Source organism: Nocardioides daejeonensis (assembly GCF_003194585.1).
Lineage (GTDB): Bacteria > Actinomycetota > Actinomycetes > Propionibacteriales > Nocardioidaceae > Nocardioides > Nocardioides daejeonensis.
In genome coordinates, this window is sequence record NZ_QHKZ01000007.1 from 131,003 (window position 1) to 157,563 (window position 26,561).

The window sequence follows — 26,561 nt, forward strand, 5'->3', positions numbered from 1 at the left end:
GTGTCGGGTACTTTTCGCTCATGGACCTCCTCCCCAAGCCGGACCAAGTGGTGGCTGCAGCCGGCAACGTCGCCAGCAAGGTGCTGTACGGCGGAGTGGCCGACCTGCGCAAGCTCCCGCGCACCCTCATCGACGAGGGTCTGCTGCGGCAGCTCTACCACTACCGGCCGGCCGGCACCGCGGTCGAGCAGGGCGACCCGGTCCTCCTGGTTACTCCCCTCGCCGCTCCGGCGAGCTGCTTCGACCTGCGCCGAGGCTGCTCGCTGGTCGAGCACCTGGTGAACGAGGGACGCCGGACCTACCTCGTCGAGTACGGCGAGGTGTCGTTCCGCGATCGCAACCTGGGCATGGAGCACTGGATCGAGGAGGTGCTGCCGGAGGCGATCCGCGCGACCTCCGCACACGCCGGCGGGCGTCCCGTGCATCTCGTCGGCTGGTCACTCGGCGGCATCTTCATGACGCTTGCTGCCGCCGACCAGGCCGACCTGCCGATCGCCTCGCTCACGATCGTGGGCTCGCCCTTCGACGTCACCAAGGTGCCGATGATCGCGCCGTTGCGGCCGCTGCTCAAGGTCACCGACGGCCCGTGGGGCGTGAAGCAAGGCATGGGCCCGGTGACACGCTTCTACCGCGCCGTCGGCGGTGCGCCCAAGCCCGTGGTGCGCTGGGCGTTCCAGCTGACGGCCGCCCAGAAGCTGGTCACCAAGCCGTTGGTGAAGCTGCAGAACCTCGACGACACCGACTTCCTGGCTCAGATCGAGGCCGTCGACGCCTTCACCTCCGCGATGATCGCCTACCCCGGTCGGACGTTCGGGCAGCTCTACCACCGGTTCGTGAAGAACAACGAACTCTCCCGGGGGAGCTTCACGATGGGCGACCGCCGGATCGAGCTCAGCGCTGTCGACAAGCCGGTCCTGGTCTTCGCCGGCTCCAGTGACGGCATCGCCCCCATCGAGTGTGTCCGGGCAGTCGTGCCCCTCCTCACCGGCTCACCCGAGGTCGACTTCCAGGTGGTCCCTGGCGGCCACCTCGGCATGCTCACCGGCCGCGCCGCCCGCACGACGATGTGGACCACCCTCGATGCCTGGCTCGACAGGTGGTCCTCCGACGCCGCGGCCGATGGCCCCCACACCGCCCCTCCCGACACCGGTGTCGACACCTTCCCTGGTACCGACACCGGCGCTGGAGAGCCGAAGGGCACGCCGGCGATCGGCGCCAACCCCCAGCGGCGCTACGGCTCCGGCTCGTCTCGCTCTCTCGCTCCCTGAGCACGTGCGGGGGCGCACAGCAGGCCACGGTCTTCCCCACACGTAGCGAGCCGCTGAGCCGCCGCACGAGAGGTCACACCGTCGGTCAATCGGAGTCGCAGCCGGCACGGAGTTGCTGGGGCGTGCTTGTGGTGCCGTCGCCGGTGACGACCTGGTCCGCTTCCAGGGCGTCGAGGTCGTCTGCGCGGAAGGTCACCTGACCCGACTCGGTGTCGCTCTCCGACGCCTGGGCCGAGAGGATGTGCAGTCCGGTGCGATCGAGGTCGCCGAGCCGGAGCTGACCGCCTCCCGACGTCGGCGTCAGGAACGCAGTGACGATCGGCTGACCCGTCGGATCCACGGTGCCCGTGGCGAGGATCGGGTTCGGCTCATCGCCTTCGAGACCCTCGCGACCGCCGTAGAGGGTCACCTCGTCGAGGTCGGCACCGCAGGTCACGACGACGGCGATCACGCGTCCCTCGGCATCCACGCCGACCCCTACGGAACCCCTCACCTCTGTCGTCGTCGCGTTCCCACATCCGGTCATCGCGAGCGCGGAGAGGAGCAGGACAGGAAGGAGGGTTCGTCGCATACGTCCATCCTGTCCTGCTGTGCGCCGTACGCCCTGAGTACAGGTACCCAGGGGCCTGCTGACCAAGATCCCTGTCGCGAGCGTCGGGAGGCGCAGGGTGCCCGAGGCGCTTCCAGTCCAGATCAGGCTACTCGCGTGGAGGATTCCTGTCGTAATAGGCAGGAAGTTGGGCGTCGATGTTGATCCAGGTCGCCTTCGGTGAGGTGTACTCCCGCATCGCTTCGAACCCCATCTCACGGCCGTACCCCGATACCCCCACGCCTCCGAACGGCGAGCCGGGGTTGACCCGCTTGTAGGAGTTCACCCACACCATGCCGGCCCGCAGATCGCGAGCGACCCTGTGCGCTCGCGACAGGTCTCTGGTCCAGAGGCCACCACCGAGTCCGTAGGCAACATCGTTCGCGATCCTGAGTGCCTCATCCTCGGTCTTGAACGCGTGCACCACCATGAACGGGCCGAACACCTCTTCCTGGGCGGCCCGGCTGTCCGGCACCGTTTCCACGATCGTCGGTTCGACATAGAAGCCGTCGGCGAGCGCCCGGTCCTGCGGGGCATGGCCGCCGGTCAAGACGGTGCCACCCTCCTCCTCCGTCAACGCTAGGTGGCTCATCACCCGGTCTCGGTGCTGAGAAGAGGTGAGCGGCCCCATCTCCGTGGCGGGATCCTTGGGGTCACCCAACCGGATCGATCGGGTGAGTGTGATGAGACGTTCCAGGAACTCGTCCTTGACCGCTTCATGAACGATCAGCCGACTAGCCGCAATGCAGGCCTGGCCCTGATTGTGAAAAATGCCGAAGGCGGTGCCGTTGACGGCTGCGGCCATGTCGGCGTCATCGAACACGATGTTCGCGCCCTTGCCACCCAACTCGAGGTGGACCTGCTTCAAGGAATCGGCTGCAGACCGAGCGATGCTCTGACCTACGGCTGTACTGCCCGTGAACGAGATCTTGGCGATCGCTGGATGATCCACGATCCGTGCCCCGGCAGTTGCTCCGAAGCCAGGCACCATGTTGATAACGCCCGGAGGGAAGCCGACCTCAGCGGCCAGTTCAGCCACTCGCAGGGCGGAGAGCGGGCTGATCTCGGACGGCTTCATCACCACGCAATTCCCGGCAGCCAGCGCGGGCCCCATCTTCCAGCTGGTGAACATCACCGGAAAGTTCCATGGAACGATCTGCCCCACCACACCGAGCGGTTCCGGCACGACATAGTCGAGGAAGCCCTGCTCGACCGGAACGACGCTGCCCTGGAACTTGTCGGCCATACCGCCGAAGTACCGGAACGTCGCGGCTGTCCGGGGCACATCGAGTCCGCGCGTGTCCCGCACCGGATGTCCGGTGTCTCGGGTCTCCAGAAGCGCGAGAGCGTCCACGTCGTCCTCGATCGCGTCCGCCAACCGGAGCAGCAGCCTGCCCCGGTCGGCTGCCGCCATCCTGCTCCAGGCCGGGAACGCCGATGCAGCAGCCGCAACCGCTCGGTCGACATCCGCTGCTCGGGCCTCGGCCACGTTGGCGAGCACCGTCCCGTCGTGCGGGTCGATGGTCTCGAAAGTGCCGCCATCGGCAGCATCTACAAACTCGCCGCCGATGAAGAGCTTCTGCTGCATCTCAGAACTCGATGGGATAGGTCGGGGCCTTGCCGGAGGCGATCGCCTCCGGGATCTTTTCCGAGTTGTTCTCCCAAACCAGCAGCATCGATCGCTTCGGGGAGTAGCCCTGGTGCCGGATGTCGGCCGGCATCGCAGAGACGTCACCGGCCCGCATCGTCACTCTGGCCCGAACGGCACCGGTGTCGCGGTCTTCGACCTCCCAGGTGATCTGGTCGCTGAGTTGGACGAACCACTCCACGCGGTCGTTGCCATGGATGATCGGCAGAATGTACTCCTCCGTGGTCGGGCACGCCAGCGAGTCCTTGCAGACGCTGACAACCGACGGGTTCCAGGTGACGTTCGACCGCGACAGGTAGGCGAAGAGGCTGAACGCGGCCACCTCGTCCTCGAAACCGGGCTCGACTTCGATCACCGGCTCGCTCTGGTCGACATCAGCGAACATCCGGTTCACGGGATAGCCGGAGTCGTCACTGCGAACCTGTTCATCGCCCGGAACCCCGACCATCCGGTCCGCAGCGACCCGCTGACGCGTCACCGCGGCCGTGTTGCTCCCATTCTTCAGGCCGAACGCGGAGCCGGTCTCGTGAGGCGAAGCAAACGGATCGAACGACTCATTGGTCCAGTCGTCCAAGATCGCTTCGAACGTCGCGCGGATCCTTGGGGTCTCCATGTTCTCGCTGTAGTCGAGTTCGGCCTTGCGGTAGGACTCGTTGAAACGGCCGGCGAAGATGTCGACCGTGCCGTAGTGGTTCAAGGTTCCGAAGACACCGTCGAAGTTGACGATGCCGTAGAAGAAGTCCCAGGCGACATCGCGTTGGAGTGCGCGCAGGAATGAGTCCGCGCTCATCATGTGTTCGCCGGTTGGCCAGCCGATGTAGACGAAGAACTCGTCCCGCTTGAAGGTGAACTCGCCGAGCGCGAACTCGCGATAGCCGTCGGCATTGGCTTCCTCGGACTGGTGAACGTTGTCAATCTGAATGGTCATCGAAGGTCCTTTCTCTATGACGGCGGGTCAAACGGTCTGGCAGATGTCAGCCCAGCGGTACTGCGTGAGGGCGCCGCCGATGGTCTGGATGAGCAGCACTCCCGCGGCGCCTTGCTTGACGAACCGGTAGGCAGCGCCCTTCGGGAGGAGCGCCTGGTGACCACGCTTGAGGTGAATGCGGCCCATCGGACGCCCGACAGGCTCCGTGTGGAGAAGTACGGCCCCCTCCGATCCCTCGGGAGCGACGGGCGAGTCAGGCTTCACCAGCTCCACCAGCACCTCGGCGTCGCCGTCGTCCATGCAGATGGCGAACTCGTCGTGAGCCGCGGCATACCAGGGTGAGGTGCCCTCTGCCCGGATGGTCTCCAGGACGTACTCCCAGTTCTTGGCGACCGCGACCCGATCCCACGCGATTGCCTTCGACGCTACGTCGAAGATGTTGGAGAACGCGTAGTGGCGGGCGTCATCGGCGATCAGTTCGACTCCGCCCTTCTGGTGATCGGCCAGCGAACCGAAAACCGTGGTGTAGTTCGCACGCTGCACAGCCCCGCCCTGGGCTTTCCTCGTCGTTGTCATCGGTCCACTCCTCGTTGCTGATGCGCTCGTCTGCGCTGGTTCCCAGCGCTGTTGTGCACTCATCGTTGAGGTCTGCGCAGTCGGGCGCTATGAATCAGCCGCCTGATGGCGGAATTGAGAAGTCCGTGCCGTAGAAGACGGTCCGTGGCGGCGCGACCGAGGCCTGAGGCGGAAGGGTGAGGAGTTGCGGCGTGGCGCCGACCACCAACGCCTTCACCTGAGCGAGAACATCGGCGACGTCCCGGGAGAGCGGCAGGTCGAGTACCAATCCCTCCGCTCCGGCCCGGGCCAGGGCCAGCACCTGCTCCTGGGCATGCTCGAAAGTGCCGAAGATGCCTACGTCGCGTGGATGGCGCAGCTCGAAACGAGGTTCGAGCTCCGCCCGTGCGACGGCTTCACTCATGGTGCGCCCGATAGAGAGCGGCACCGCCACCAGAAGTGGTCCCGTACGAGCGGAACCGTCCAAGGCGCGACGTACTATCGCCACCTGGGTGGGGTCGTTGACACGCACGACACCGCAGGCCCCGGCCGGTAACGGAGGGAGGACCTGCGCCGGCCGAGCAGCCTCCGCCAGCCGCGCCGCGGGTGTCGCGGCGGCCCCCTCCGGCAGGTGGACGCCGGTGAATCCAAGCCGACCTGCCATTCTGGCGATCTCCGTGGATGCATCGGCATCGAGCGTTGGCGGCAGAGTGATCGCCAGGGTCAACAACTGCTCTTTCACAGGTCCCTCCGGTCAGAAGATCTGGGTGACGGCGGTCGCCAGCTGACGAATGGTGGCCACCGCGAACGCGTCGGTGCATTGCGCGGCGTACTCCGACGCGCGAGAGTCGAGGGTGTCCCACTCCGTTCGGGGCTCTGGGTTGAGCCAGTAGAGCCGCCGGGCTCGATATCGAAGTTCCGCCACCATCGCCGTCGCTGGCGCATGTTCGTGTGATCGAGCGTCGCCGGCAATGATCACGGTCGTCCGCGCAGACACGACAGAGCCCCAATCCTTCAGGAAGGTGGTCAACGCGCGCGCGTAGTCGCTGCGCCCGTCCTGCGCGATCAGGCCTCGTCGCGTCAGGAGATGGTGCGGGTCGATCACGCCCGGACCGGCCGCGAGCAGCCCCGTGATCTCGACGATGCCGTCGATGAAGGCGAACGAACGGAGGTGTCGGAACTCCTCCTGGAACGCGTTCAGGAGAGTCAGGGTGAAGGGCGCAAACTGGGCTGTCGAACCGGAGACGTCGCACAGGACGAGCACGTCGGGTCTGCTCGGCCGCCGCTGGTGAAGAGCCGGCCGGACCGGGACTCCGCCCGTGCTCATCGACGCACGGATCGTCTTGCGCATGTCGAGTCCCGAACCACCGGACCGATGCTGCGCACCCAGGCGGGTCGCCAGACGGCGCGCCAAGGGACGGATCGTCGCACGCATGGCGGCAAGCTCGTCGGCACCAGCTCGAAGCAACGCGCGGTCCTCCGGGTCCTCCCACTGCTGAGCGTGAACACCTTCGCCGTCACGCAACCGTCCGGACAGCAGGTCGGTAAGTCGTCGGCTCAACTGCTCCATGGCGACTCGAGCTTCGGCGGCGGTCGTGCCGTCGGTCTCCTCCCCCGCCTCCAGATATCGGCGGTAGAGGTCAGGGACGCTCATCCGGCGAAGCACCCGTTGTGTGTGGTGGCCGGCCGAACGTCCGTCGTCGCCGTTGGCGCTGAACCGCTGGATCACGACATCGAGGGCGTCATCCAGAGCGGCTCCGTCGCCCTCCCGCAACGCGTGCGCAACCGAGTCAAGCAGTGCATCTCTACCCGGTTCTGGAGCGGGGTCCATACCCCTGCCGCCGGAATCCGAAGGCACGTCGGAGCGAGCTCGAACGAACACCGCCTCGAACGCACGTTGGAACAGCACTTCATGGGAAGAGTCCTTGACCAAGCTCGCCCGGAGGGCTGCCCGTACCGCAGGACGCGAAGCAAGTTCGATGTGGACAAGCGAGCTGACGGCGTCGAGCACCTCGCTGGTCGAGACCGGAACACCACCGGCCCGCAGGCGCACGACAAGGGCGACGACCAAGCGCACCCCGACGTCTGTGTCTGCGCTGATGCCAGGAGGGGTCACCGTGGCCCCGAAGGGGCCAGCGCAACGCCACGCAGTTGCTCGCGAACCTTGACCTTGTCGGTGTCGTTCTTCAGCACGACGCCGAGGGTCTGGTTCGCAACCACCGTGCCGAGCTCCGAGCCACCGAGCTTCCCCACAGCGCGAGCCCAGTCGATCGTCTCAGCGACACTAGGCGGCTTGCGCAGGTCAAGCGCACGCATCCCGCGCACCGCCTTCACGATCTGATCAGTCAGCGCTTCCGAAGCCTCGGGAACGCGGCTGCGCACGATGGCTCGCTCTCGAGCGGCGTTGGGGTAGTGAACCTGCGAGTGGAGGCAGCGGCGCTTCAAGGCTTCGGACAACTCGCGCGTAGCGTTCGAGGTGAGTACGACGAAAGGCCGCCTCGTCGCCCTTATGGTGCCGAGCTCGGGGATCGTCACCTGGAAGTCGCTCAGCAACTCCAACAGCAAGCCCTCGACCTCGACGTCGGCCTTGTCGGTCTCGTCGATGAGCAGCACCACCGGATCCGGGCTCCGTATCGCCGCAAGCAGGGGGCGTTCCAGCAGGAACTCCTCGCTGAAGATGTCCTCGTGTACTGCGTCCCATGTCTCGTCCAGTCGACCTGGGTCAGGTCGCGCCTGGGTGGCCTGGATGCGTAGCAGTTGCTTGCGATAGTTCCACTCGTAGAGAGCCCGCGCCTCATCGAGACCCTCGTAGCACTGAAGCCGGACCAGCGTCGCGCCGGTGCTCGCCGCGACCGCTTTGGCAAGTTCGGTCTTTCCCGTCCCCGCCGAGCCTTCTAGCAGGAGCGGCTTGCCCATGGCGTCGGCGAGGAACACCACCGTCGCCAACTCGTCATCGACGAGGTAGCCGGTGCTTGCCAACCGGGTGCGGGCATCGTCGACGGACGTGAACAGTGACATGACGGATCACACTCCTGCCGGGCCGAGGACGATGTCGAACCGAACCTTCGACCAGGAACCCTCGACGACCGTTCCGTCGGGAGCCGCCGCTCCCGCCTGGTGTCGCTCGAAGTCTCGGACCAGGGAGCTCTTGACCCCGAACACGGTGTCAGAGGCGAGTAGCTCGTCACCGCGCACGAAGATGTGTGTGACGAGGGTTCGGCAGCCCTGCGCAGTCACCATGAAGTGCAGGTGCGCGGCGCGCATCGGAGAACGGCCGGTTGCCTGCAGCATCCGTCCGACAGGGCCGTCGGACGGGATCGGGTAGGGCGTCGGAGTGATGGCCCAGAGTCTGTACCGCCCGTGCTCGTCACTGAACAGGTGACCGCGAGCAGCGGTCCGCTGGTCGTCGTACTGCAGGTCGTAGAGGCCGTCACCATCGGCTTCCCACACCTCGATCCGGGCGTTCGGCACCGGCACTCCGTCGGTGTCGGTGACCACCCCTTCCACCCAGCAAGGCTCGCCGGCTGCACCTGAGCCGATGTTTCCGCCCTGACCCACGAACGGTGAACCCTCGACGAAGAAGGGGCCGAACACGGTCGCCTCCGTCGCATCGCCCACCGCTTCGTTGTTGACGCCGATGGTCTGCATGGATGCGCCCAGCACATCGGAGAGCAGGATGAACTCTTGACGCCGCTCGTCCGTCGCCTGGCCGACTTCAGTGAGGAACCGGATCCCGGTGGCCCACTCTTCCTCGGTGAGCCTGACGTCGCGAATGAACCCGTGCAGATGAGTGACGAGGTTGACCATCAACTGCTTGAGCCTGGGATTCGCGCAGCCGTCGAACGAGCCGATGACCTGTTGAGCCAGTTCGGCTTCGCGAGCTTGTTGTACGGCGTGGATCGACTTCGTTTCGGTCATTGCGGTTCGCTTCCTTCCCAGGCCGCACGCAGCAGGGCGGTGAGATTCTCACTGGTGACAGGAGTGGGGTTCGTGGTGGGCACGACCGGCAGGATCGCTTGGACGGCGTCCGCGATCTGACTCGCTTTCAGGCCGAAGTCGCGCAGCGCTCCGGGAGCCTTGACCTGGTTCCTGAGGGCCATGAGTCCGGCCAGCGCGGACTCGGATGCGAAGGAAGCTGCCAAGCGCCGCTCGGCATCGTCGTCACCGGGGGCGTTCAACGCCACGACCTGGGGAAGGACGACAGCGTGGGTCTGTGCATGGGGGAGGTTGTACATGCCGCCGAGAACATGGCAGATCTTGTGATGGAGCCCGGAGCCAGCCGATGCGAAGGCCGCTGCAGCTAGGTAGGCGCCGTACAGGGTCTGTTCGCGGCCAGCAAGCCCCGTGGGAGCGTCCGCGACCTGAGGCAGCCCGGTGTTCAAGGCGCGAACTCCCTCGGCAGCAAACGCGGCGTTGATCGGGTCTGCCTTCGGTGCCCACAGCGAGTCGATGCAATGCGCCAGCGCGTTGAGCCCACTGGCGATCGACATCTCGACCGACAGGCTGAGCGTGAGGGTGGCGTCGTACACCACAGCGCGGGGCAACACGACCGCGTCCGTTCCGGTCTTCTTCACAGCACCCTGGGTCAGCCCCCACACCGCAGTCGCTTCACTGCCGGCGTACGTCGTCGGCACCGCCACTATCGGCAGGCGGGTCGATAGCGCGACCGCCTTCGCAAGCCCGGTGGTGGACCCGCCACCAACGCACACGAGCGCGTCCGCCTCGGCTGCGAGAGCCGCCTCTCGCGCCTTCTCGGCAACGTGCGTAGGTACATGCATCACAACGTCGTCGTGACGCATGACCACCGGGATTCCGGTGGTGACCTGATCGGCGATGCTCGCTTCCGCGGGGGCAGCGAGCACCATCACTCGGCGAGCGCCGAGCCGTTCGACCTCGGATGCGACCCCTGTCGCTGCCCCACCCGACTCGAACAGCACCCGCTGCGGCAGCGACTCATGGACGAACTGCATGTCGACCTCCTTGGTCTTGATTCGAGTGTGGCTCAACGACGACCGCGAGAGGCGGCGGGAAGCGTCTCTTGGCTGAATTGGGAACCTCGTTCAACTCCACGACCAAGCCGCAGCACTTCGCCAGCGGTGACGGCGAAACGTTGCTTGAACGACTGGGAGAAGTAGGCGGTCGAGGTGAACCCGCAACGCTGCGCCGCATCCGAGGTTCGTTGTGCGTCGCCGTGAGCGAGCAAGGCGTAAGCAAGATCCAGGCGTCGAGCCAGAACGTGCCGAGGCACACTGGTACCGGCTTGGGCGAAGAGCCGGGACAGGTGTCTTTCGGAGAGGCCGGTCCCGTGGGCGACGTCGCCTGCCGAGAGGCCCGGGTCGGTGAGGTGGTCGTCGACATAGATGCGCGCCGCGGCTCGGTGCGCCGCACTTGCGGGAGTTTCACCTGGGGTGGCCAGAACCGACACCAACTCAAGTACCGCTTGTTCGTCGACTGGTGTCGGTACCGCGGCGTTGACGGCACGGCCGACCAGCCGCATCAGGGCCCGCGCGAACTGATTCGCGTCAGAGTCGATGACCAACGGGCTGACCAAGCCTTCAAGACCGGTGTAGTCGGTGAAGGTGCGGCGCGGAATCCTCACCGCGAACTCCATCAGCCCGTGACCGAAGCCTCGCAGGAACGGGCGGTCGACATCACACACCAGCAGTTGCCCTGGGCGAACGACTTGACGTCGTCCGTCGCACTCGAGGAGCGCCTCGCCGCGAAGCGCCGCGTAGACAGCGATTGCCTCACCCGGCCGCGCGGCGATCAGCTCCTCGTCACGTGCGACCGAGTGCGCTGTACCGCTCACGAGGGCGAATCGCACCTGCTCGAGGTTCACGTTGACCTCACGGGCACGGAAGTGGAGACCACCAGGAACCTCACAGGCCAACTCGATCAAGGAGTCCGCATTGTGTTGCTCCCATCGCCTCACGAGTCGTGCAGCATCAACGTGGCTCTCAGTCGTGAAGGTGCGTCGCTCAGGGATCAACACGAGATGTCTCCTTCCTACGCAGGGCTAGCGGACGTCGCTACCGCACTCGGCCGGTCACTTCCCCGTGCAGCCGTGCGGGTCGATCACGTACTTCGTAGCGGCGCCAGCGTCGAAGTCGGCGTAGCCGGCAGGTGCGTCTTCGAGACCGATGACGGTGGCATTGACCGCGTCCGCGATCTGCACCTTGTCGTGCAGGATCGCCATCATGAGCTGACGGTTGTAGGACATCACCGGGCACTGGCCGGTCGTGAAGGAGAGCGACTTCGCCCATCCCGTGCCAAGACTCAACGACAGGGTGCCGACCCGGGCCGCGGCGTCCACCGCACCGGGATCGCCGGTCACATAGAGCCCGGGGATCCCGATCGAGCCGCCAGCAGCCGTAGCGGCCATCAGTGAGTTCAGGACCGCAGCGGGCGCCTCGGTCGCCGTTGCGCCATGGCCTTCGCTTCGCGCCTCGAACCCGACCGCGTCAACGGCGGCGTCGACTTCAGGGACTCCGAGAAGTTGCTCCAGTTGCTCCGTCACGGTTCCATCAGCGACATTGATCGTCTCGCATCCGAAGCTCCGTGCCTGTGCGAGCCGATCCTGGTTGAGGTCCCCAACGATCACGACAGCGGCACCGAGCAACTGCGCCGATGCGGCAGCTGCCAAGCCCACCGGTCCGGCGCCAGCCACATAGACAGTGGACCCGACGCCGACGCCAGCGGTGACCGCGCCGTGGAACCCTGTCGGGAAGATGTCCGAGAGCATCGTCAGATCGAGGATCTTCGCCAACGCCTGATCTGGATCCGGGAAGACCAGTAGGTTCCAGTCGGCGTAGGGCACCAGGACGTACTCGGCCTGCCCCCCGACCCAGCCGCCCATATCCACATAGCCGTAGGCACTACCCGGGCGATCGGGGTTCACGTTCAAGCAGATGCCGGTCCTGCCGGTCTTGCAGTTGCGACAGCGACCGCAAGCGATGTTGAACGGAACCGACACGATGTCGCCCGTCTTGATGAACTCGACGTCGGGGCCGACCTCAACCACCTCGCCGGTGATCTCGTGGCCCAGCACCAGTCCGGGCGGCGCCGTGGTGCGTCCGCGCACCATGTGCTGGTCGGAGCCGCAGATGTTGGTGGTGAGCGTCTTCAAGATCACGCCGTGGGGAACCTTGCGGCCCACGTTCGCCGGATTGACGCCCGGGCCGTCCTTCAACTCGAAGGTGGGGTAGTCGACGTCGATGACCCTCACGGTCCCCGGCGACTGGTAGGAAACTGCACGGTTGGTGGTCATGGCGTGCCTCTCATCGGTTCTAGGGTCGGTGTGCGTAGGTGCGGCGAGCTGGATCAGTCGGGACAGCGAACGAACTTGGTGTACCGGCCTCCGATCACCCATTCGGCCACGATCAGTTCGCCGCGTGAGTTCACAGCTGCTGCGTGAGGGGAGTTCAAGCGACCCGGCTGCAAGCCGCCAGGGACCTGGGCCGAGCCTGCGTTGTCGAGCGCGTTCGGCCAGCCTTCTCTCTCGGTGACCGTCTGGTCCGCGCCGATGTGCCCTACGAGCCGGTCGCGTTCATCGAGCAATGTCAGACGAGCGAACAGCTCGACGACGACGAGCAGGTCTCCCCATCGGACGAAGCCGCTCGGCGACGTCAGGAGTCCCGCGCCGACCGAACGAAGGAAGGTGCCGTCAAGCCCGTACACCGCGACGCGGGCGTTACCCCGGTCGGCGACGTACAACTCTGGGTCGCGTCCCTCTCGGCGATGGATGAACACGGCGTGCGGGCAGTCGAACCGTCCAGCTCCTTCACTACCCGTCAGAGTCTGGAGGAGCTCACCGGACGCGTCGAAGCAGTGCACCGCATTGCTTCCGTAGCCGTCTGCAACCCAGACGTTGCCGGTGCCGCCGAACCGGACCTCGTCGACGGCGACACTCGTCGGCGCGTACGGGGCGAAGGGTCCGGGGAAGTCGTCAGGCGACGGCGGTGCCGTGAGCTCTTGAGTGATCTCGCCGCCGAGGGTCAGCTTGACCACGCGGCCCGGCCGTACGTCCAGATCCAACCCGCGACCGAAGGTCGGGGGCAGCTTTCCATCCCCGGTGCCGGCGCCGCAGTTGATCGCGAATCCAGGGTCGGCGACCCACAGCATGTCCTTTCCGTCCTCCTGCACGACCGTGAGGCCGTGCCCTTCGGTGAGTCCGGGGCGGCTCGCTCGCTGGAGCGCGCCGGTTGGGGAGAAGGTGACGAGCTGGCCCGCGTGGAAGGCGACAACCTCGTCGGCCGAGGTGACCGCCAGGCCGTGATGCGCGAACGCCGCCGAGGCGCCCTCGATCTCGGAGTACTGCGCCCAGTCCGCGATGGCCTGAACGGCGGGAGTGGTGGTGAGCAAGTGTCTGCTCCCTTCTTGTGCTGATCGTGGAGTGGCTCGATGCCGCGACCTATGAGCGATTGATCGCGGGGGTGGTAGTCATGCAGAGAGCAGGAAGGCCTTGAGTTCGAATCCCGGTCTCCGTGCGACCGCAGGGGTAGGTCGGCGACCGCCGCTGAGAATTCGGCGGGCAGCCATGTGGTCGGCTGGCCTGTTGACCGAGTCGACAGCGACGAGGAAGTCGTGGTGGAAGCGCAGCACGGAGAACTCAGTCGATGTCGCGGAGCCGAGGACGACTCGCGACTCCTCGCGGCGTGCGACGCCGACGCTTTGCACCTTCAGGTCGGCCTGGTCCGTCCAGAACCACGGCACCTTGTTGTAGGGCTCGTGCGAACCGTGAATGAGCCGGGCTGCGGCATAGCGCGCCTGATCGACCGCGTTCTGGACGGATTCCAGCCGAATCTGACCGTCCGCGAACCGACTCGGGAAGGTAGCGCAGTCACCAATCGCGCTGACACTGGTGTCGCCGGTGCGCAACCAGTCGTCGACGACGATCCCATGGGTGACCTCACAGCACTGGAGTCCTGCCTCCACGGCTAGTTCGGAGTTCGCAATGCCTCCGACGCCCACGACGACAAGATCGGCAGGAACGGACTCACCGGAAGCGAGTTCGACTGCCCGCACTATCCCCGCGTCCCCGGTGAAGGCGACTACCGAGCTGTTGAGCTCGACCCGGCAGCCGCGGTCCGCATGAAACCGGAGGACGCAGTCGGAGACCTCGGGGGAAACGGACCGGGCAAGCAGTCGGCCGGCTCCCTCGATCACAGTGACGTGATGGCCGAGACCGGAAGCAGCCGCGGCGACCTCCAGTCCGATGTATCCCCCGCCCACCACCGCCACCCGTTGACCGGGTTGGACCAGGAGGGCACGAAGCGCTACCGCGTCGGACAGGGTACGTACCTGGGCCACCCCTCCCAGGTGAATTCCCGGAACCGGTAGCGAGCGCGCACGAGATCCGGTTGCGAGCACGACGTGGTCGTAAGGTTCCGGCACACCCGTCGCGAGGTGAACCAATCGGCGGTGCCGGTCCAGACGCACCGCCGGCGTGTCTCGACGAACAGTGATCTCGTGGGAAGAGTAGAAGGCCTCTGCTCGCAGCAGCGGCGGTTCCGGTGCCACCGACGCTTCGAGCACCGACTTCGACAGAGGGGGGCGATGGTAAGGAAGTCCTGCCTCCTGATCGAGGAGGACTATCGGGCCCTGAAGCCCGTTCTCCCGCAGTGAGTGCGCCATCTGCACACCCCCGTGGCCGGCACCGATGATCACCACTCGATCTGTCGGAGCCAGTCGAGGGTCGGTCACAACTGCTCCTCGGCAATGCGGACAACCAGCCCGTCCAGTTCCGAGGTCGCTGGAATCTGGCAGGAAAGCCGGCTGTTGGGGCGCCGTGGCGCTGCCGTGCAGTCCAACATCTCCTCCTCTGCGTCGGAGATCGGTGGCAACGCGGTGAACGGGCCCTCCTCAACGAAGACATGGCAAGTAGCGCACATGGCGTTGCCGCCGCATTCGCCGAAGATTCCGTCGATGGCGTTGGCGACAGCGGCCGCCATCAGGCTGGTGCCCGGCTCGATGTCGATGACGGTGTGAGCGACCTCGGTGAGATACGTGACCTTGGACATTTCGATGCTCCTGAGTTTCAGGTGTGGAGGGTCACGTCGAGACTGGTGAACCCACGCAGGATGTTGTGGACAGGACGGCGAGCATCGTGAAGCTCGAACCGCCGCACGCTCGATGCGAGTGCGGTCAGGACGGCCCGCATCTCCAACTTGGCCAGGTTCATGCCGGCGCACGCGTGCGGACCGGCTCCGAACCCGAGGTGATCCACCGGGTTGCGACGCACGTCGAAAACGTCCGGGTCGGGATATTGCCGCTCGTCGCGGTTCGCCGCGCCGTAGTAGGTGATGACGCGGGATCCGGCGGGGAGCGCGATGCCCTCCAGGTTGTGATCGACTGCTACCGACCGGGAGAAGTCCTGAATCGGAGACTCGAGGCGGAGGACTTCGTTGACAGCTGATGGAATCAAGGCAGGGTCCTCGCGCACCAGATCCCATTGCTCGGGATGTTCGGCGAACAACCAGACGGCGCTACCGATCGCAGAGATCGTCGTGTCGAGGCTCGGCCCCATGTAGTCGATCATCATGACGGGGCATTGGTCCGGCTTGACCTCTCCTCGGTCAGCGGCATCGAGGATCGCCTCTGCCCAGCTGCCGGGCCGGAGCTTCCCGCGAACAGCCTGGTTGGTGGCGTACGCCATCATCTCCGCGAGGACAGGGAACGACTTCTCTGTGCGGGGCCCGGACGGGCCGAAGCAGTTGAACATCTCAGAGGCCCAGGTGAGCATCTGCTCACGGCCCTCCTCAGGAAGCCCGACAAGCTCGGACACGATGGTGACCGGGAGATGCGACGCAAGGTCTCCGACAGCCTCGATTCGACCGCGTCGAATCAGCCGTTCCACCAAGCTCGTCGCTTCGCGCTGGATCTCGTCCTGGAGGGGCTTGAGGGACTTGGGAGTTAGTGGCTTCACGATGATGCGTCGCGAAGCATCGTGCACAGCACCGTCGCTGCACAGTGTGTTGCCGCGCAGGACCTGGTTCATCTGGTCGTTCATCATGACGCCCTCGCCGGAGGGAAACACTTCAGGAGTCCGCAGAATGTGGGCGACGGTGGCGTACCGCGTGGCGGCGTACATGTTGTACTTCTTCAGGAACACGATGGGGCCGGCGTCACGCATCATCCGATAGCCGCGCCACGGGTCCAGCAGCGCTTCATCTGAGTACGCGTCGTAGTCGGTCTGAGGCCCGTCGATGACGGCGGGAGCGGTGATGCTCACGGCCGGTCCTCCGGCATCGGGTTCTCGGCGGGGTCCCACTCGATCAGAACATGTTCGGGACCTCGGAACGAGGTGTTGGGGGAATAGGCGAACCTCTGGTTCGGGACGAGACGCGCGTGCGGCAGCCGGCGGGTCAACTCCTCGAGAATGACACGCATCTCGAGGCGCGCCAGCGAAGCACCCATGCACATGTGTGTTCCGAAACCGAACGACAGGTGCTTATAGGCGTCGTCGCGGTGGATGTCGAAGGCGTCGGCGTTCTCGAAAACCGCTTCGTCGTGGTTGCCGGAGCCGAGCACCAGAAGGACGTTCGCACCTTCGGGAACGGTCACGCCGCCGATCGTCGTCTCCTCTGTAGCGCGTCGACGCCATGCGATCACTGACGATTGATAGCGGAGGATCTCCTCGACTGCATTCGGGATCAACGACGGGTCAGCGCACAGTTGGTCCCATGCCTCTCTGTTCTCCAGCAGCGTGCGGAACGCGTTCCCGGAAGCGTTGGTCGTCGTCTCATGACCGGCGAACAAGAAATTGAGCATCGTGTTGTACAGGTAGACGTCGTCGAACAGTTCGGGATCCTCCTCCGCTGCCCGGATGACGTCGCTCATGAAGTCATCGCCAGGGTTCTGCTTGAGGCGGGTGACGTGCTGTACGCAGTACTTCCAGTAGGTGCCTACCTCCTCGACGAGCTGGTTCTGCTCTGACTCGGTGGGGCGGCCCCACGTGAAGAGCGTGCGCCGCGCGGCGAACTGCTTGACCAGGGACGCCTCCTCATCAGGAACACCCATGAACATGAAGATCACCAATGCGGGAATCTCCCATACGTAGTCGTCCACCAGGTCGGCATGCCCACGTCGGACGAAACGATCCAGGTAGTCCGTGACGATCTTCCGGATCCGTGGTTCCAGCTCCTCGATGCGGTGCGCGTCGAACCTGCCTCCGATCCGCTTGCGTCGCTGCATGTGGATCGGCTCGTCCTCGTTCACCAATACCGGGCCAGGAATGTAGCCAGCCTCGATCACCTTCTGGATGGAGGACTCCCACAAGGGCATCAGCGGTTCCAGAGCGATCTCAGCCGAGAAGCTGCGGGTGTTGCGGAACACCTTGCGAATGTCGTCGAACTTGGTCACGACGTAGTAGTCGATCTCCGGGCTGTAGAAGACCGGCTCCTCGGCGCGAGCCCGTGAGAGAAACTCGTACGGCTGACCCAGATAAGGGTCGATGAACGGGTTGAACTCAGCGGCCACCTTCGAATAGGGACAAGCGGAGGCGTCGGGCGAAGCGGGTACGGGCGTGGTCATGGTGTCTCCTTGAAGAAGGCGAAGTGATTCGTGGCGGGTGGTTCTGCGGCTAGAGCTGCGCCACCAGTGGTGGGTCAAGGACGGGGCCGATAGTGCTGCCGCCGCCCGAATATTCCTCGTCCTTGAAGAGATCGCGTGCAGCGTCACGGAACGGGATGAAGGCATCCGGCATCCGCCGGTCGGGGACAATTGCCTCGGTTGGACAAACCGGATCGCACGCGCCGCAGTCGATGCATTCGAGAGGGTGAATGTAAAGCATGCGAGTGCCTTCATAGATGGCATCGACAGGACATTCCTCGATGCAGGAGCGATCCATCACGTCGATGCACGGCGCTCCAATGACGAAGGTCATCAGCATCCCCTTCCTTGCTAGGCCCTATGACGTGAATCACGACATTAGGAACAGAGTTGTCGGTCTGCCGATCCATTCAGCGCATGCCTATGTCCACGTGACGCAGAGATGGCCGGCGATGTTCATCTGCGTTCGCGAACAAGTCGGGTCGATCCGCTCAGCGCGGACTTCTGTCCGCCGGACGCAGAACCGCGCCGAAGGAGCGACGTACCACTTGACAGGGGTGGGGAGGAGGTCAAAATGGTGAACCGTTCCCATGTGACGGAGGCCACGCATCTTCCTCGTGGCTCGTCCATCTCGGGTACGAAGCAAGGAGCAACGATGGCTGAGTTGGTGACCATCTCAACCGATGTCGTGGTCGACGCCGTCTCGGTGGTCGTTGACGACCCAGACGATGCACAGCGCTTGGGCAGCCGGTACTTCTACCCGCAACAGTTGGACGTCCTCGGTGCGGACCGGACCTTCGGAATGTCCCTCAGGTACGCCTCGCTACCGCAGCTGTTTCTGGCTGACCTCACCTACGACCAAGACGTACGCATCAACTGTGGCGAGCTGGAGACCAGCTACCACGTGAACGTGCCACTGGTCGGAGTATTGACCTCCACGCATGACGGACGAGAATCGGTCGCCGCTCCCGGAACGGCAACGGTCTACGGTCCGCAAGGGGAGACGGTGCTCTCCCGATGGGAAGCAGGATGCCGCCAGCTGTGCGTGAAACTGGAACGCTCGGTGGTCGAGCAGACACTCGCGACTTTGAGCGGGCGTGACCACGAGGATGTTCTTGAGTTCGACCCGATCCTCGATGTGCGCAGCGGGCCTGGCCGCAGTTGGGTGGAGTTCGCCATGTTCTTGAACGACCAAGCCCGGCAGGTCGGCTCACCGGTCGCGTCGCCGATGGTGGCAGCGCCGATGGTAGAAGCCCTGGCGCGAGCACTGCTCACCTCTGCGGGGCATCGGCACCGACCGCAGTTGGAGTTGCCGGCACCCACCGCATCCGCACGCGCTGTCCGGGTGGCCATCGATTTCCTCGAAGAGCGTGCTGCGGACCCCATCACGATCAGTGACCTGGCAGCGCACTGCCACCTCAGCGTCAGAACGATCCAAGAAGCTTTCGCTCGCCATGTCGGTACTCCACCTCTCCAGTACCTGCGAGAGATCAGACTCAAGCGAGCCCACGATGAGCTGAGAACCAGCGACCCCCTACGAACCACGGTGGCAGCGATCGCCCACCGTTGGGGATTCACGCACCTAGGGAGGTTCGCCGCAGCGCACAGCAAGGAGTTCGGTGAGTCGCCGTCGGTCACGCTGCGAGGCAGCGCCTGACCGGACATGCCCAGGCCCCGTATCCGGGCCCGAGCACGTCCTGCCAGGACGACTAAGCCTCAGCGAGGCGGGGTGTCCGTGGAGTGCCCGGGAAAGAGACCGGCCTCGGGGTTGATGAAGACTGCAGCGTTATTCACCGCCGTAGCCACCTCGCCGAACCCGACCGCTATCAGTCGAACCTTGCCGTCGTATTCGGTGATGTCGCCTGCGGAGAAGATGCCGGGCACAGAGGTTCGCATTGCCGAGTCGACGATGATGTGCCGACGACCTGCCAACTCGATCCCCCAATCGCGGATCGGCCCGAGGTTGGCGACGAACCCCAGTGCCGCCACCAGTCGGTCACAGGCGAGGTGCTCGTCGCTGTCGGGCCGACTGATCCGGACACCGGTGACCTTCTCATCGCCTACGACTTCGACGATCTCTGCTCCAGTCACTACGCGCACAGATGAAGCACGGACCGCGGCAACAGTCGATTCGTGGGCGCGGAATCGGTCTCGGCGGTGGACGAGCGTCACCGAGCGAGCGATGGGTTCGAGGGTCAGCGCCCAGTCGAGCGCGCTGTCGCCGCCACCGACGATCACGACGTCCTGCCCTGCGCAGGTGCCGGGGTCTTGCACGAAGTAGGCCAACCCCCGCCCGTGGAACTCCTCCCCGACGCCGAGCTGGCGGGGTGTGAATGCCCCAATGCCGCCGGTGATGATGACGGCTCGACCGGTCACCTGCCGTCCGCTTTCGCAGTAGATGCGGAACGGCGCCGCCCCAGGTGGGCAGGAGTCGACGTCTAGCTTCTCTGCGCGCTCGCCGCAGAGGTAGGTGGGCTGGAACTGATTCGCCTGTTGGATCAACGACGAGATCAACTCTCGACCCCTAATCGCCGGGAATCCGGCGATGTCGAAGATCTCCTTCTCCGGGTACATCGCATTGACTTGTCCGCCGAGTTCGTCGAGTGCGTCAATCACGGCGATGCTGAGCCCGCGGCAGCCTGCGTAGTAGGCACCGAAGAGTCCTACGGGACCGGCTCCGATGATGATGAGGTCGACGGCGATGTTCGCAGAGTCCTCAATGCTTGCTTGATCAATCGTTTTCACGATGCTCCTCTCGTCTCCGAGCGACGCTAGGCAGCCACGTCAGCCGAGACGAGCCATTCCGCGCAGGCAGCGGGTCATTCAGCGCGGGACGATATCGACCGCGGCTTTGCTCGACGGCGCTTTCGCTGCCCCTGAGAAGCCCCATGGCGAGTTGAAGCGCTTTCGCCGCCGAGGAAAGGTCTTGCTTCCCAGCGTCGGAAGCATCGGATTCGCGCGAGACTGCGAAACGCGTAAGGGGCGGTGCTTCAACTCGCCAGTCCACCGAAGCGAGCTGGCTGCTGCGGGCGCTATGCCGTCGCCCTCACCCCACGACGGAGGCGAGGCCCTACCCGCTTGCCTGCAACAGCCCGACGCGTCAGAGGGCGCGGGCCATCTCGGCGCAGGCCTGGAGCCAGGCGGAGCGGGTCTCCTCGGAGAGCTGGTCGTAGCGCAGCACCGAGCCGGCGACGAGGGCAGGGTCGTAGGGAATCCGGAAGACGGCGCGGGTGCGCTTGCCATAGACATCGACCAGGTCGTCGGCCAACTGACTGTCGACGGACGGCGAGGGATCGGCAAGCACGGTCACGGTGCGGTTGAAGAGATCGGCGTGACCGGCGTCGGCCAGCGCGTCCAGCATCCACAGGCCGCTGTATCCGGTGTCTTCACGGACGGTGCAGGTGACCACGATCAGGTCGGCGGTCGCCGCGGCGGCGAGCCAGTTCTCCGCGCGCAGGTTGTTGCCGGTGTCGACCAGGATCAGGTGGTAGAACCGCTCGAGCAGGCGGTGCACGGCCTGGAAGTCGTCAGCCTTGATCGTGCCCGTGACGTCAGCCCGCTCGTCCGAGGCGAGCACGTCGAAGTGCGCATCGCCCTGGCTCCGCACGAAGGCGCCCAGGTCGCCGATCCGAGACTCGTAGACGTCGCTGAACCGCTCCAGGTCGTCGAGCAGCTCACGCGTGGTGTTCTGGTGGTTGGCCTGCTCCCCGCGGATCCCGAGGGTGCCACGGGTCTCGTTGTTGTCCCAGGCCACCACACCGCCGCCCCGCACCGTGCCGAAGGTGTAGCCGGCCGCCAGCACGCTCGTGGTCTTGGCCGCACCGCCCTTGGGGTTGGCGAAGACGATCGTCCGCGGCCCGGAGAACGAGCGCTGGACGGCGGCGCGCGCCTCACGGTGAGCGCGCTCCTTGGCCCCCATCCGCGGCTTGACAAGGCCGAAGGTCAGACGCCGCACCCACCCTCGCCAGCCCCAGGTGGCCGGACCGATCTCCAGGTTCTGATGGCGTCCCTGCAGGAAGTCGCGAGCCGTCGGCAGCACCTCGGGCACGGGTGCGGGCACTGCCGCAGGCACGGCCGGATGCGGGGCCACCGGATGCGGGGCCACAGCGTGCGGCGGGACCGGCGCCTGCGCCGCCTCGGGCACGTACGGGGGGGCCGGGGCAGCCGGGGCAGGCTCCGGCGACGCAGCCAACGGCTGGCCCGTCCACGGGTCCCACTGCCCGCCCGCCTGTGGGACGACCGGGACCTGGGTGGTGTCCTCCGCCTGGCGAGACGGCACGGCCTGCGTGTGTGCGGTCGTCACATCGAGCTGCTCAGCAGGCACCTGCACCTCGGGACGATCGGCACCGCCGACCGGGCTCGGGTGCACCTCCCACATGGGGCGGCCTTGGGGACTGTGCCTGCTCACCCCCGCTGAGAACCCCTGCGCATCGGACTCCGCGGGGATGGAATTCTCCGACGGCTGCTGCGACATCGCGGCTCCTCACAAGCACGGCGCACCTCCGAGACGGGCACACTCACAAACTCGCGTACCCACCACCTCGCGGCACAAAACCTCCTATTCTGCGCCCATGACCTCCACCGGAGCGCCGCCCACGACCCTCACCAGGGGCACCCGCTTCGGGTACGCCACCGGGTCGGTGGCCACCGGGGCGTTCGGCACCGTGCCCGGCCTGATGCTGCTTCCCTTCCTCACCGATCAGCTGGGGGTCGCAGCGATCTGGGCCGGTGTGATCGTCTTCCTGCCGAAGGCCTGGGACGTCGTTCTCAATCCGATCGCCGGCCGGATCAGCGACCGCACCGTGGATGCTCGCGGGCCACGCCGACCCTGGCTGCTGCGCGGCGGCATCACGCTCGCGGTGGCGTTCGCGGTGCTCTTCGCGGGCCCCTCCCTCGGCTCACCAGCAGCGGACGCCGCCTGGGTGCTGCTGGCGTTCCTGGCCTGCGCCTCCGCCTACGCGTTCTTCCAAGTGCCCTACGTCGCCATGCCCGCCGAGCTGACCTCCTCCTACGACGAGCGCACCCGGATGATGTCCTCGCGGGTGGCGGTGCTCGCCTTCACGATCCTCCTGGCGGGTGCCAGCGCGCCAGCAGTGCGCGACGCCGTCGGTGGCAGGGACGGCTACCGCCTCATGGGCGTGCTCATGGCGAGCCTCATCCTGGTCGGCGTGATCGGAGCGTACGTCGGCACCCGCGGACCGGCGTACACCGCAGTGTCGGCGGGGTCGGGCAGCCTGCGTGAGCAACTCCGTGTGGTCGCCCGGGCTCGCGACTTCCGCCTCCTGCTCCTCACCTGGGTGTTTCAGGCGCTCGCGGTCGGCGCGATGCTGGCCGGCGTCGACTACCTCGCCGGCGACGTACTGGAGAAGTCGGGCGCGGCGACGGTGCTCTTCGTCTGCTTCGTAGGCCCGGCGCTGGTGCTCACGCCGGTCTGGGTGCGCTTCGGCACCCGCTTCGGCAAGCGGCGCGGCTACCTCGCCGCGTCCCTCTGCCTGGCTGCCGGCGCACTAGGTGTGCTCACGGTGCTGTGGGCGCCGACCTGGGTGGTGTTCGTCGCCATCGGCCTGGTCGGCGTCGGCTACACGGGCGCCCAGGTCTTCCCCATGGCAATGCTCCCCGACGTGGCCGCGGCCGACGCGCGCCGGACCGGGGAGAACCGGATCGGCGTCTTCACCGGCATCTGGACGGCAGGCGAGACGTTGGGCATGGCCAGCGGCCCCGGCGTCTTCGCGCTCCTGCTGGCGATCGGCGACTACCGCTCCTCGACCACGGGCGGAGCCGATCAGCCCGACTCGGCACTGACCGCGATCGTCCTCGGCATGTCGGTCCTGCCAGCGCTGCTCGTCGTGCTCTCCCTCTGGTGGCTCGCCCGCTACCGCGACGTTCCCGAACACGCAGCACTCCCCGACCTCGACCCCGACGAGTCCGCTCCCGAGCTCCCTACCGAGGAGGCACTATGACCCCCGACGTCCTCTCCAGACTGGCTGCGCTGCAGGAGGCGGACCTGCCCGTGCTCGGCGGCCGCACGCTGGCCTACGTCTATGACTCCGGCCTCGCGGAGGTGGACGAGATCGGGCGGGCCGCCGTGGCGGCCTACGCCGGCTCCAACGGACTGGACCCCACGGCGTTCCCCTCCCTGCTGGCGATGGAGAACGATCTGGTCGGCTTCGCTGCCAGTCTGCTCGATGCCCCCGACACCGTGGCCGGCGCCGTCACCTCCGGGGGCACCGAATCGGTCCTGCTCGCCGTGCAGACGGCCCGAGACGCCCGACCCGACGTCGAGCGGCCCCGGATGGTGCTGCCCGCGACCGCGCATGCCGCCTTCCACAAGGCAGCGCACTACTTCCGGGTCGAGCCGGTCATCGTTCCGGTCGGATCCGACTTCCGGGCCGACGCCGGGGCGATGGCTGCGGCCATCGACGACCGCACCGTGCTGGTGGTGGCCAGCGCTCCGTCGTACGCCCACGGGGTGGTGGACCCGGTCGCCGAGATCGCAGCGGCCGCCGCCGCGCGCGGCGTGCGCTGTCACGTGGACGCCTGCATCGGCGGCTGGGTGCTCCCGTACGCCGCCAGGCTCGGCCGCGACGTCCCGGCATGGACGTTCTCCGTCGAGGGCGTCACCTCGATCTCGGTCGACCTGCACAAATACGGCTACGCGCCCAAGGGCGCCTCGTTGCTCCTGCACCGAAGCCCCGACCTGCGCCGGCCGCAGTACTTCGCGAGTGCCGCGTGGCCTGGCTACACGATGCTCAACTCGACGATGCAGTCGACCAAGTCCGGCGGTCCGCTCGCCGGCGCATGGGCGGTGGTTCAGCAGCTCGGTCACGAGGGCTACGAACGGCTGACCCTCGACGTCCTCGCCGCCGTCGACCGGATCGTCGCCGGCATCGCGGAGATTCCGGCGTTGTCCGTGGTCGCCGCACCGGACTCGACCCTGATCGCGCTCGCCTGCGACAGGTCGTGCGACCCGTTCACGGTCTGTGACGAGATGGCCTCCTCCGGTTGGTTCGTGCAGCCCCAGATGTCGTTCGCCGGTCATCCCGCGACGATCCACCTGTCTGTCAGCGCCGCCACCCTCGCCGGAGTCGACGACTTCCTGGCGTCGCTCGGCGCAGCGGTGCGCCAGGCACAGGCCACTGGTCCCGTCACCGTGGACCCCGGCGTGGTCGCCTTCATCGAGGCGCTCGACCCGGCCGCCCTCACCGACACCGACTTCGACGGACTTCTTGCCGCCTCCGGCCTGGTCGGCGACGACGGCGACGGAGGACTAGCCCTCCCCGACCGGATGGCCGACGTGAACGCACTCCTCGATGTCGCCGCTCCGGCGATGCGCGAGGCCCTCCTCATCGCCTTCCTCGACCGCCTCCAGCGGCCCACCCGACCGAGCTAACCCGCCGAAGCGCCAGCTCCAACACGTCGAAACGCCAGTTCCAACACGTCGAGACGCCAGCTCCAACACGCATCGAACAACTCAGAAGGCTTCGGGGATGCTCCAATCGACCGGTGCCCCGCCCTGCTGCTCGAGCAGCTGGTTGACCCGGCTGAAGGGTCGTGAGCCGAAGAAGCCACGGGAGGCGGACAACGGCGACGGGTGCACCGACTCCACCCACGGGATCGGCCCGAGCATCGGCTTGAGCGACTGCGCGTCGCGGCCCCACAGGATCGCCGCGAGCGGTCCGCCCCGCTTGGCGAGCGCCTGGATCGCCTGCTCGGTGACGGCCTCCCAACCCTTGCCGCGGTGGGACGCCGGCGTACCGGGACGCACCGTCAGGGAGCGGTTCAGCAGCATCACACCCTGATCGGCCCAAGCGGAGAGGTCCCCGTGCGCGGGCGTCTCGATCCCCACGTCGGTCCGCAGCTCCTGATAGATGTTCACCAGGCTCCGCGGCAGCGGTCGTACGTCGCCGTCCACCGCGAAGCTCAACCCGATGGGATGCCCCGGGGTCGGGTAGGGGTCCTGGCCGACGACCAGCACCTTCACCTCGGACAACGGCCGCTGGAAGGCCCTCAGGATCTGCTCGCCGCGCGGCAGATAGGCGCGGCCGGCCGCGATCTCCTCGCGGAGGAACAGCCCCATCGCGGCAATGCGGTCCTCGACGGGCGCCAACGCCTCCGCCCAGTCCGCGGCGACGAGGCCCTTGGTGACGAGATCGGCGAGGGTGCTCATGAGGTCAGCGTAGAGTGCGCCACATTTAGTTGAACTTTCAACTGACTTGACGGATGATGGACTCATGATCGAGACGACCTCCCGCATGCCGGCCCTCTACATCGGCCACGGCGCACCGCCCCTGCTCGACGACCCGATCTGGTCGAGCGAGCTGGCGACCTGGGCCAAGCGCCTGCCGCGACCGAGCGGGATCCTCATCGTCAGCGCCCACTGGGAGGCCGCACCGATCAGCCTCACCGCCTCCCGCGCTCCGCTGGTCTACGACTTCGGCGGCTTTGCCGAGAAGTACTACCGGATGACCTATGCGACTCCGGACTCCACCGCCCTGGCGGCTCGCGTGGCAGCGCTGATGCCGGCCAGCGAGCCCGTCCACCAGCACACGAGCCGAGGGCTCGACCACGGCGCCTGGGTGCCCCTGAAGATCATGTATCCGGCCGCCGACATCCCGGTGGTGCAGATGTCGCTGCCGACCCAGGACCCGTACCGCCTGCTGGGTATCGGCATGCGCCTGCGCGAGTTGCGCGACGAGGGCATCCTGGTGATCGGCTCGGGCTTCCTCACCCACGGGCTGCCCTTCCTCACCAGCTGGAGCATCGACGCCGCAGCACCCACCTGGTCGAGCGAGTTCGACGCCTGGGCCGCCGAGGCGATCGCCCGCGGCGACGTCGACGAGCTTGCCCGGTTCCAGGAGCGCGCCCCCGGCATGCCCTTCGCGCACCCGACGGTCGAGCACTACACGCCGCTCTTCCTCACCCTCGGCGCTGCGACCAACAGCGACGAACCCGCCGACCAGGTGGTCGACGGGTTCTGGATGGGACTCTCCAAGCGCTCCCTGCAGGTCGCGTGACAGGAGGGGC

Annotated in this window: 25 protein-coding genes; 5 read left to right on the forward strand and 20 right to left on the reverse strand. The window is 66.4% G+C overall.

What is annotated here, in order from left to right:
• The first annotated feature begins 20 nt into the window (after window positions 1-20).
• Window positions 21-1,268: an alpha/beta fold hydrolase gene (locus tag DNK54_RS17585; RefSeq protein WP_162602529.1), complete on the forward strand. Its 1,248-nt coding sequence runs from the start codon at window positions 21-23 to the stop codon at window positions 1,266-1,268.
• Window positions 1,269-1,353: 85 nt separating this feature from the next.
• On the opposite strand, the gene DNK54_RS17590 is transcribed toward DNK54_RS17585, so the two are convergent.
• From DNK54_RS17590 to fdxA, 17 genes are all read right to left on the reverse strand, one after another.
• On the reverse strand, window positions 1,354-1,839 hold the full coding sequence (locus DNK54_RS17590; protein ID WP_110208306.1) for a hypothetical protein: 486 nt from the start codon (window positions 1,837-1,839) through the stop codon (window positions 1,354-1,356).
• Window positions 1,840-1,966: 127 nt separating this feature from the next.
• The gene (locus tag DNK54_RS17595) at window positions 1,967-3,445 is read right to left on the reverse strand and encodes an aldehyde dehydrogenase family protein (protein WP_110208307.1); all 1,479 of its coding nucleotides are present in this window, start codon (window positions 3,443-3,445) and stop codon (window positions 1,967-1,969) included.
• Window position 3,446: 1 nt separating this feature from the next.
• Window positions 3,447-4,433, reverse strand: coding sequence for a hydroxyquinol 1,2-dioxygenase (locus DNK54_RS17600; protein ID WP_110208308.1), 987 nt, complete (start codon window positions 4,431-4,433; stop codon window positions 3,447-3,449).
• Between the two features lie 27 nt (window positions 4,434-4,460).
• Window positions 4,461-5,009 (reverse strand): cupin domain-containing protein, encoded by a 549-nt coding sequence (locus tag DNK54_RS17605; RefSeq protein WP_110208309.1) that lies wholly within the window; start codon window positions 5,007-5,009, stop codon window positions 4,461-4,463.
• Window positions 5,010-5,103: 94 nt separating this feature from the next.
• Entirely contained in the window at window positions 5,104-5,412 is a 309-nt protein-coding gene (locus DNK54_RS17610; RefSeq protein WP_110208310.1) for a hypothetical protein, read from the reverse strand.
• Window positions 5,413-5,742: 330 nt separating this feature from the next.
• Window positions 5,743-6,999 (reverse strand): VWA domain-containing protein, encoded by a 1,257-nt coding sequence (locus tag DNK54_RS17615; RefSeq protein ID WP_162602530.1) that lies wholly within the window; start codon window positions 6,997-6,999, stop codon window positions 5,743-5,745.
• 101 nt (window positions 7,000-7,100) lie between these two features.
• A complete protein-coding gene (locus DNK54_RS17620; RefSeq protein WP_110208312.1) occupies window positions 7,101-8,006 on the reverse strand; it encodes an AAA family ATPase in 906 nt (301 codons plus the stop codon).
• 6 nt (window positions 8,007-8,012) lie between these two features.
• On the reverse strand, window positions 8,013-8,906 hold the full coding sequence (locus DNK54_RS17625) for an intradiol ring-cleavage dioxygenase (RefSeq protein ID WP_110208313.1): 894 nt from the start codon (window positions 8,904-8,906) through the stop codon (window positions 8,013-8,015).
• Window positions 8,903-9,958 (reverse strand): maleylacetate reductase, encoded by a 1,056-nt coding sequence (locus tag DNK54_RS17630; RefSeq protein ID WP_110208314.1) that lies wholly within the window; start codon window positions 9,956-9,958, stop codon window positions 8,903-8,905. The genes DNK54_RS17625 and DNK54_RS17630 overlap by 4 nt, the downstream gene beginning before the upstream one ends.
• Before the next feature lie 32 nt (window positions 9,959-9,990).
• On the reverse strand, window positions 9,991-10,980 hold the full coding sequence (locus DNK54_RS17635; RefSeq protein WP_110208315.1) for a helix-turn-helix domain-containing protein: 990 nt from the start codon (window positions 10,978-10,980) through the stop codon (window positions 9,991-9,993).
• 54 nt (window positions 10,981-11,034) lie between these two features.
• Complete coding sequence (fdhA, locus tag DNK54_RS17640; RefSeq protein WP_110208316.1) at window positions 11,035-12,255, reverse strand: formaldehyde dehydrogenase, glutathione-independent; 1,221 nt, start codon at window positions 12,253-12,255, stop codon at window positions 11,035-11,037.
• Window positions 12,256-12,308: 53 nt separating this feature from the next.
• Window positions 12,309-13,349: an NHL repeat-containing protein gene (locus DNK54_RS17645; RefSeq protein ID WP_204164669.1), complete on the reverse strand. Its 1,041-nt coding sequence runs from the start codon at window positions 13,347-13,349 to the stop codon at window positions 12,309-12,311.
• A 78-nt stretch (window positions 13,350-13,427) separates the two neighbouring features.
• Window positions 13,428-14,690 carry an NAD(P)/FAD-dependent oxidoreductase gene (locus DNK54_RS17650; protein ID WP_204164670.1) on the reverse strand — a complete coding sequence of 421 codons (1,263 nt, stop codon included), beginning with the start codon at window positions 14,688-14,690 and terminating at the stop codon, window positions 13,428-13,430.
• Window positions 14,687-15,007: a 2Fe-2S iron-sulfur cluster-binding protein gene (locus DNK54_RS17655; RefSeq protein WP_110208317.1), complete on the reverse strand. Its 321-nt coding sequence runs from the start codon at window positions 15,005-15,007 to the stop codon at window positions 14,687-14,689. Before DNK54_RS17655 ends, DNK54_RS17650 begins: the two co-directional genes overlap by 4 nt.
• Before the next feature lie 17 nt (window positions 15,008-15,024).
• A complete protein-coding gene (locus DNK54_RS17660; protein WP_110208318.1) occupies window positions 15,025-16,218 on the reverse strand; it encodes a cytochrome P450 in 1,194 nt (397 codons plus the stop codon).
• Entirely contained in the window at window positions 16,215-17,519 is a 1,305-nt protein-coding gene (locus DNK54_RS17665) for a cytochrome P450 (protein ID WP_110208319.1), read from the reverse strand. Before DNK54_RS17665 ends, DNK54_RS17660 begins: the two co-directional genes overlap by 4 nt.
• A 49-nt stretch (window positions 17,520-17,568) precedes the next feature.
• Window positions 17,569-17,871, reverse strand: a complete 303-nt coding sequence (fdxA, locus tag DNK54_RS17670; RefSeq protein ID WP_110208377.1) for a ferredoxin — start codon at window positions 17,869-17,871, stop codon at window positions 17,569-17,571.
• Window positions 17,872-18,111: 240 nt separating this feature from the next.
• On the opposite strand from fdxA, the gene DNK54_RS17675 reads away from it, so the two are divergent.
• Window positions 18,112-19,194: an AraC family transcriptional regulator gene (locus DNK54_RS17675; protein WP_162602531.1), complete on the forward strand. Its 1,083-nt coding sequence runs from the start codon at window positions 18,112-18,114 to the stop codon at window positions 19,192-19,194.
• Window positions 19,195-19,253: 59 nt separating this feature from the next.
• On the opposite strand, the gene DNK54_RS17680 is transcribed toward DNK54_RS17675, so the two are convergent.
• Together DNK54_RS17680 and DNK54_RS17685 are read right to left on the reverse strand one after the other, a co-directional pair.
• Complete coding sequence (locus DNK54_RS17680; RefSeq protein ID WP_239460161.1) at window positions 19,254-20,282, reverse strand: NAD(P)/FAD-dependent oxidoreductase; 1,029 nt, start codon at window positions 20,280-20,282, stop codon at window positions 19,254-19,256.
• Between the two features lie 355 nt (window positions 20,283-20,637).
• The gene (locus DNK54_RS17685) at window positions 20,638-21,915 is read right to left on the reverse strand and encodes a MinD/ParA family ATP-binding protein (RefSeq protein ID WP_239460162.1); all 1,278 of its coding nucleotides are present in this window, start codon (window positions 21,913-21,915) and stop codon (window positions 20,638-20,640) included.
• 193 nt (window positions 21,916-22,108) lie between these two features.
• Between DNK54_RS17685 and DNK54_RS17690 the strand changes: the two genes are divergently transcribed.
• Complete coding sequence (locus tag DNK54_RS17690) at window positions 22,109-23,497, forward strand: MFS transporter (protein ID WP_110208321.1); 1,389 nt, start codon at window positions 22,109-22,111, stop codon at window positions 23,495-23,497.
• The gene (locus DNK54_RS17695; protein WP_110208322.1) at window positions 23,494-24,927 is read left to right on the forward strand and encodes a pyridoxal phosphate-dependent decarboxylase family protein; all 1,434 of its coding nucleotides are present in this window, start codon (window positions 23,494-23,496) and stop codon (window positions 24,925-24,927) included. The genes DNK54_RS17690 and DNK54_RS17695 overlap by 4 nt, the downstream gene beginning before the upstream one ends.
• An 81-nt stretch (window positions 24,928-25,008) precedes the next feature.
• Here the strand turns inward: DNK54_RS17695 and DNK54_RS17700 are convergent, their stop codons facing one another.
• Entirely contained in the window at window positions 25,009-25,704 is a 696-nt protein-coding gene (locus DNK54_RS17700; RefSeq protein WP_110208323.1) for a uracil-DNA glycosylase, read from the reverse strand.
• Window positions 25,705-25,768: 64 nt separating this feature from the next.
• On the opposite strand from DNK54_RS17700, the gene DNK54_RS17705 reads away from it, so the two are divergent.
• Entirely contained in the window at window positions 25,769-26,551 is a 783-nt protein-coding gene (locus tag DNK54_RS17705; protein ID WP_239460163.1) for a dioxygenase family protein, read from the forward strand.
• The last annotated feature ends 10 nt before the right edge of the window (window positions 26,552-26,561 follow it).

Bases quoted from the DNA above. Each gene is read 5' to 3' on its own strand.
- DNK54_RS17585 (WP_162602529.1), top strand. From the start codon at position 21: ATGGACCTCCTCCCCAAGCCGGACCAAGTGGTGGCTGCAGCCGGCAAC.
- DNK54_RS17590 (WP_110208306.1), bottom strand. From the start codon at position 1,839: ATGCGACGAACCCTCCTTCCTGTCCTGCTCCTCTCCGCGCTCGCGATG.
- DNK54_RS17595 (WP_110208307.1), bottom strand. From the start codon at position 3,445: ATGCAGCAGAAGCTCTTCATCGGCGGCGAGTTTGTAGATGCTGCCGAT.
- DNK54_RS17600 (WP_110208308.1), bottom strand. From the start codon at position 4,433: ATGACCATTCAGATTGACAACGTTCACCAGTCCGAGGAAGCCAATGCC.
- DNK54_RS17605 (WP_110208309.1), bottom strand. From the start codon at position 5,009: ATGACAACGACGAGGAAAGCCCAGGGCGGGGCTGTGCAGCGTGCGAAC.
- DNK54_RS17610 (WP_110208310.1), bottom strand. From the start codon at position 5,412: ATGAGTGAAGCCGTCGCACGGGCGGAGCTCGAACCTCGTTTCGAGCTG.
- DNK54_RS17620 (WP_110208312.1), bottom strand. From the start codon at position 8,006: ATGTCACTGTTCACGTCCGTCGACGATGCCCGCACCCGGTTGGCAAGC.
- DNK54_RS17625 (WP_110208313.1), bottom strand. From the start codon at position 8,906: ATGACCGAAACGAAGTCGATCCACGCCGTACAACAAGCTCGCGAAGCC.
- DNK54_RS17630 (WP_110208314.1), bottom strand. From the start codon at position 9,958: ATGCAGTTCGTCCATGAGTCGCTGCCGCAGCGGGTGCTGTTCGAGTCG.
- fdhA (WP_110208316.1), bottom strand. From the start codon at position 12,255: ATGACCACCAACCGTGCAGTTTCCTACCAGTCGCCGGGGACCGTGAGG.
- DNK54_RS17655 (WP_110208317.1), bottom strand. From the start codon at position 15,007: ATGTCCAAGGTCACGTATCTCACCGAGGTCGCTCACACCGTCATCGAC.
- DNK54_RS17665 (WP_110208319.1), bottom strand. From the start codon at position 17,519: ATGACCACGCCCGTACCCGCTTCGCCCGACGCCTCCGCTTGTCCCTAT.
- fdxA (WP_110208377.1), bottom strand. From the start codon at position 17,871: ATGACCTTCGTCATTGGAGCGCCGTGCATCGACGTGATGGATCGCTCC.
- DNK54_RS17675 (WP_162602531.1), top strand. From the start codon at position 18,112: ATGGTGAACCGTTCCCATGTGACGGAGGCCACGCATCTTCCTCGTGGC.
- DNK54_RS17685 (WP_239460162.1), bottom strand. From the start codon at position 21,915: ATGTGGGAGGTGCACCCGAGCCCGGTCGGCGGTGCCGATCGTCCCGAG.
- DNK54_RS17690 (WP_110208321.1), top strand. From the start codon at position 22,109: ATGACCTCCACCGGAGCGCCGCCCACGACCCTCACCAGGGGCACCCGC.
- DNK54_RS17695 (WP_110208322.1), top strand. From the start codon at position 23,494: ATGACCCCCGACGTCCTCTCCAGACTGGCTGCGCTGCAGGAGGCGGAC.
- DNK54_RS17700 (WP_110208323.1), bottom strand. From the start codon at position 25,704: ATGAGCACCCTCGCCGATCTCGTCACCAAGGGCCTCGTCGCCGCGGAC.
- DNK54_RS17705 (WP_239460163.1), top strand. From the start codon at position 25,769: ATGATCGAGACGACCTCCCGCATGCCGGCCCTCTACATCGGCCACGGC.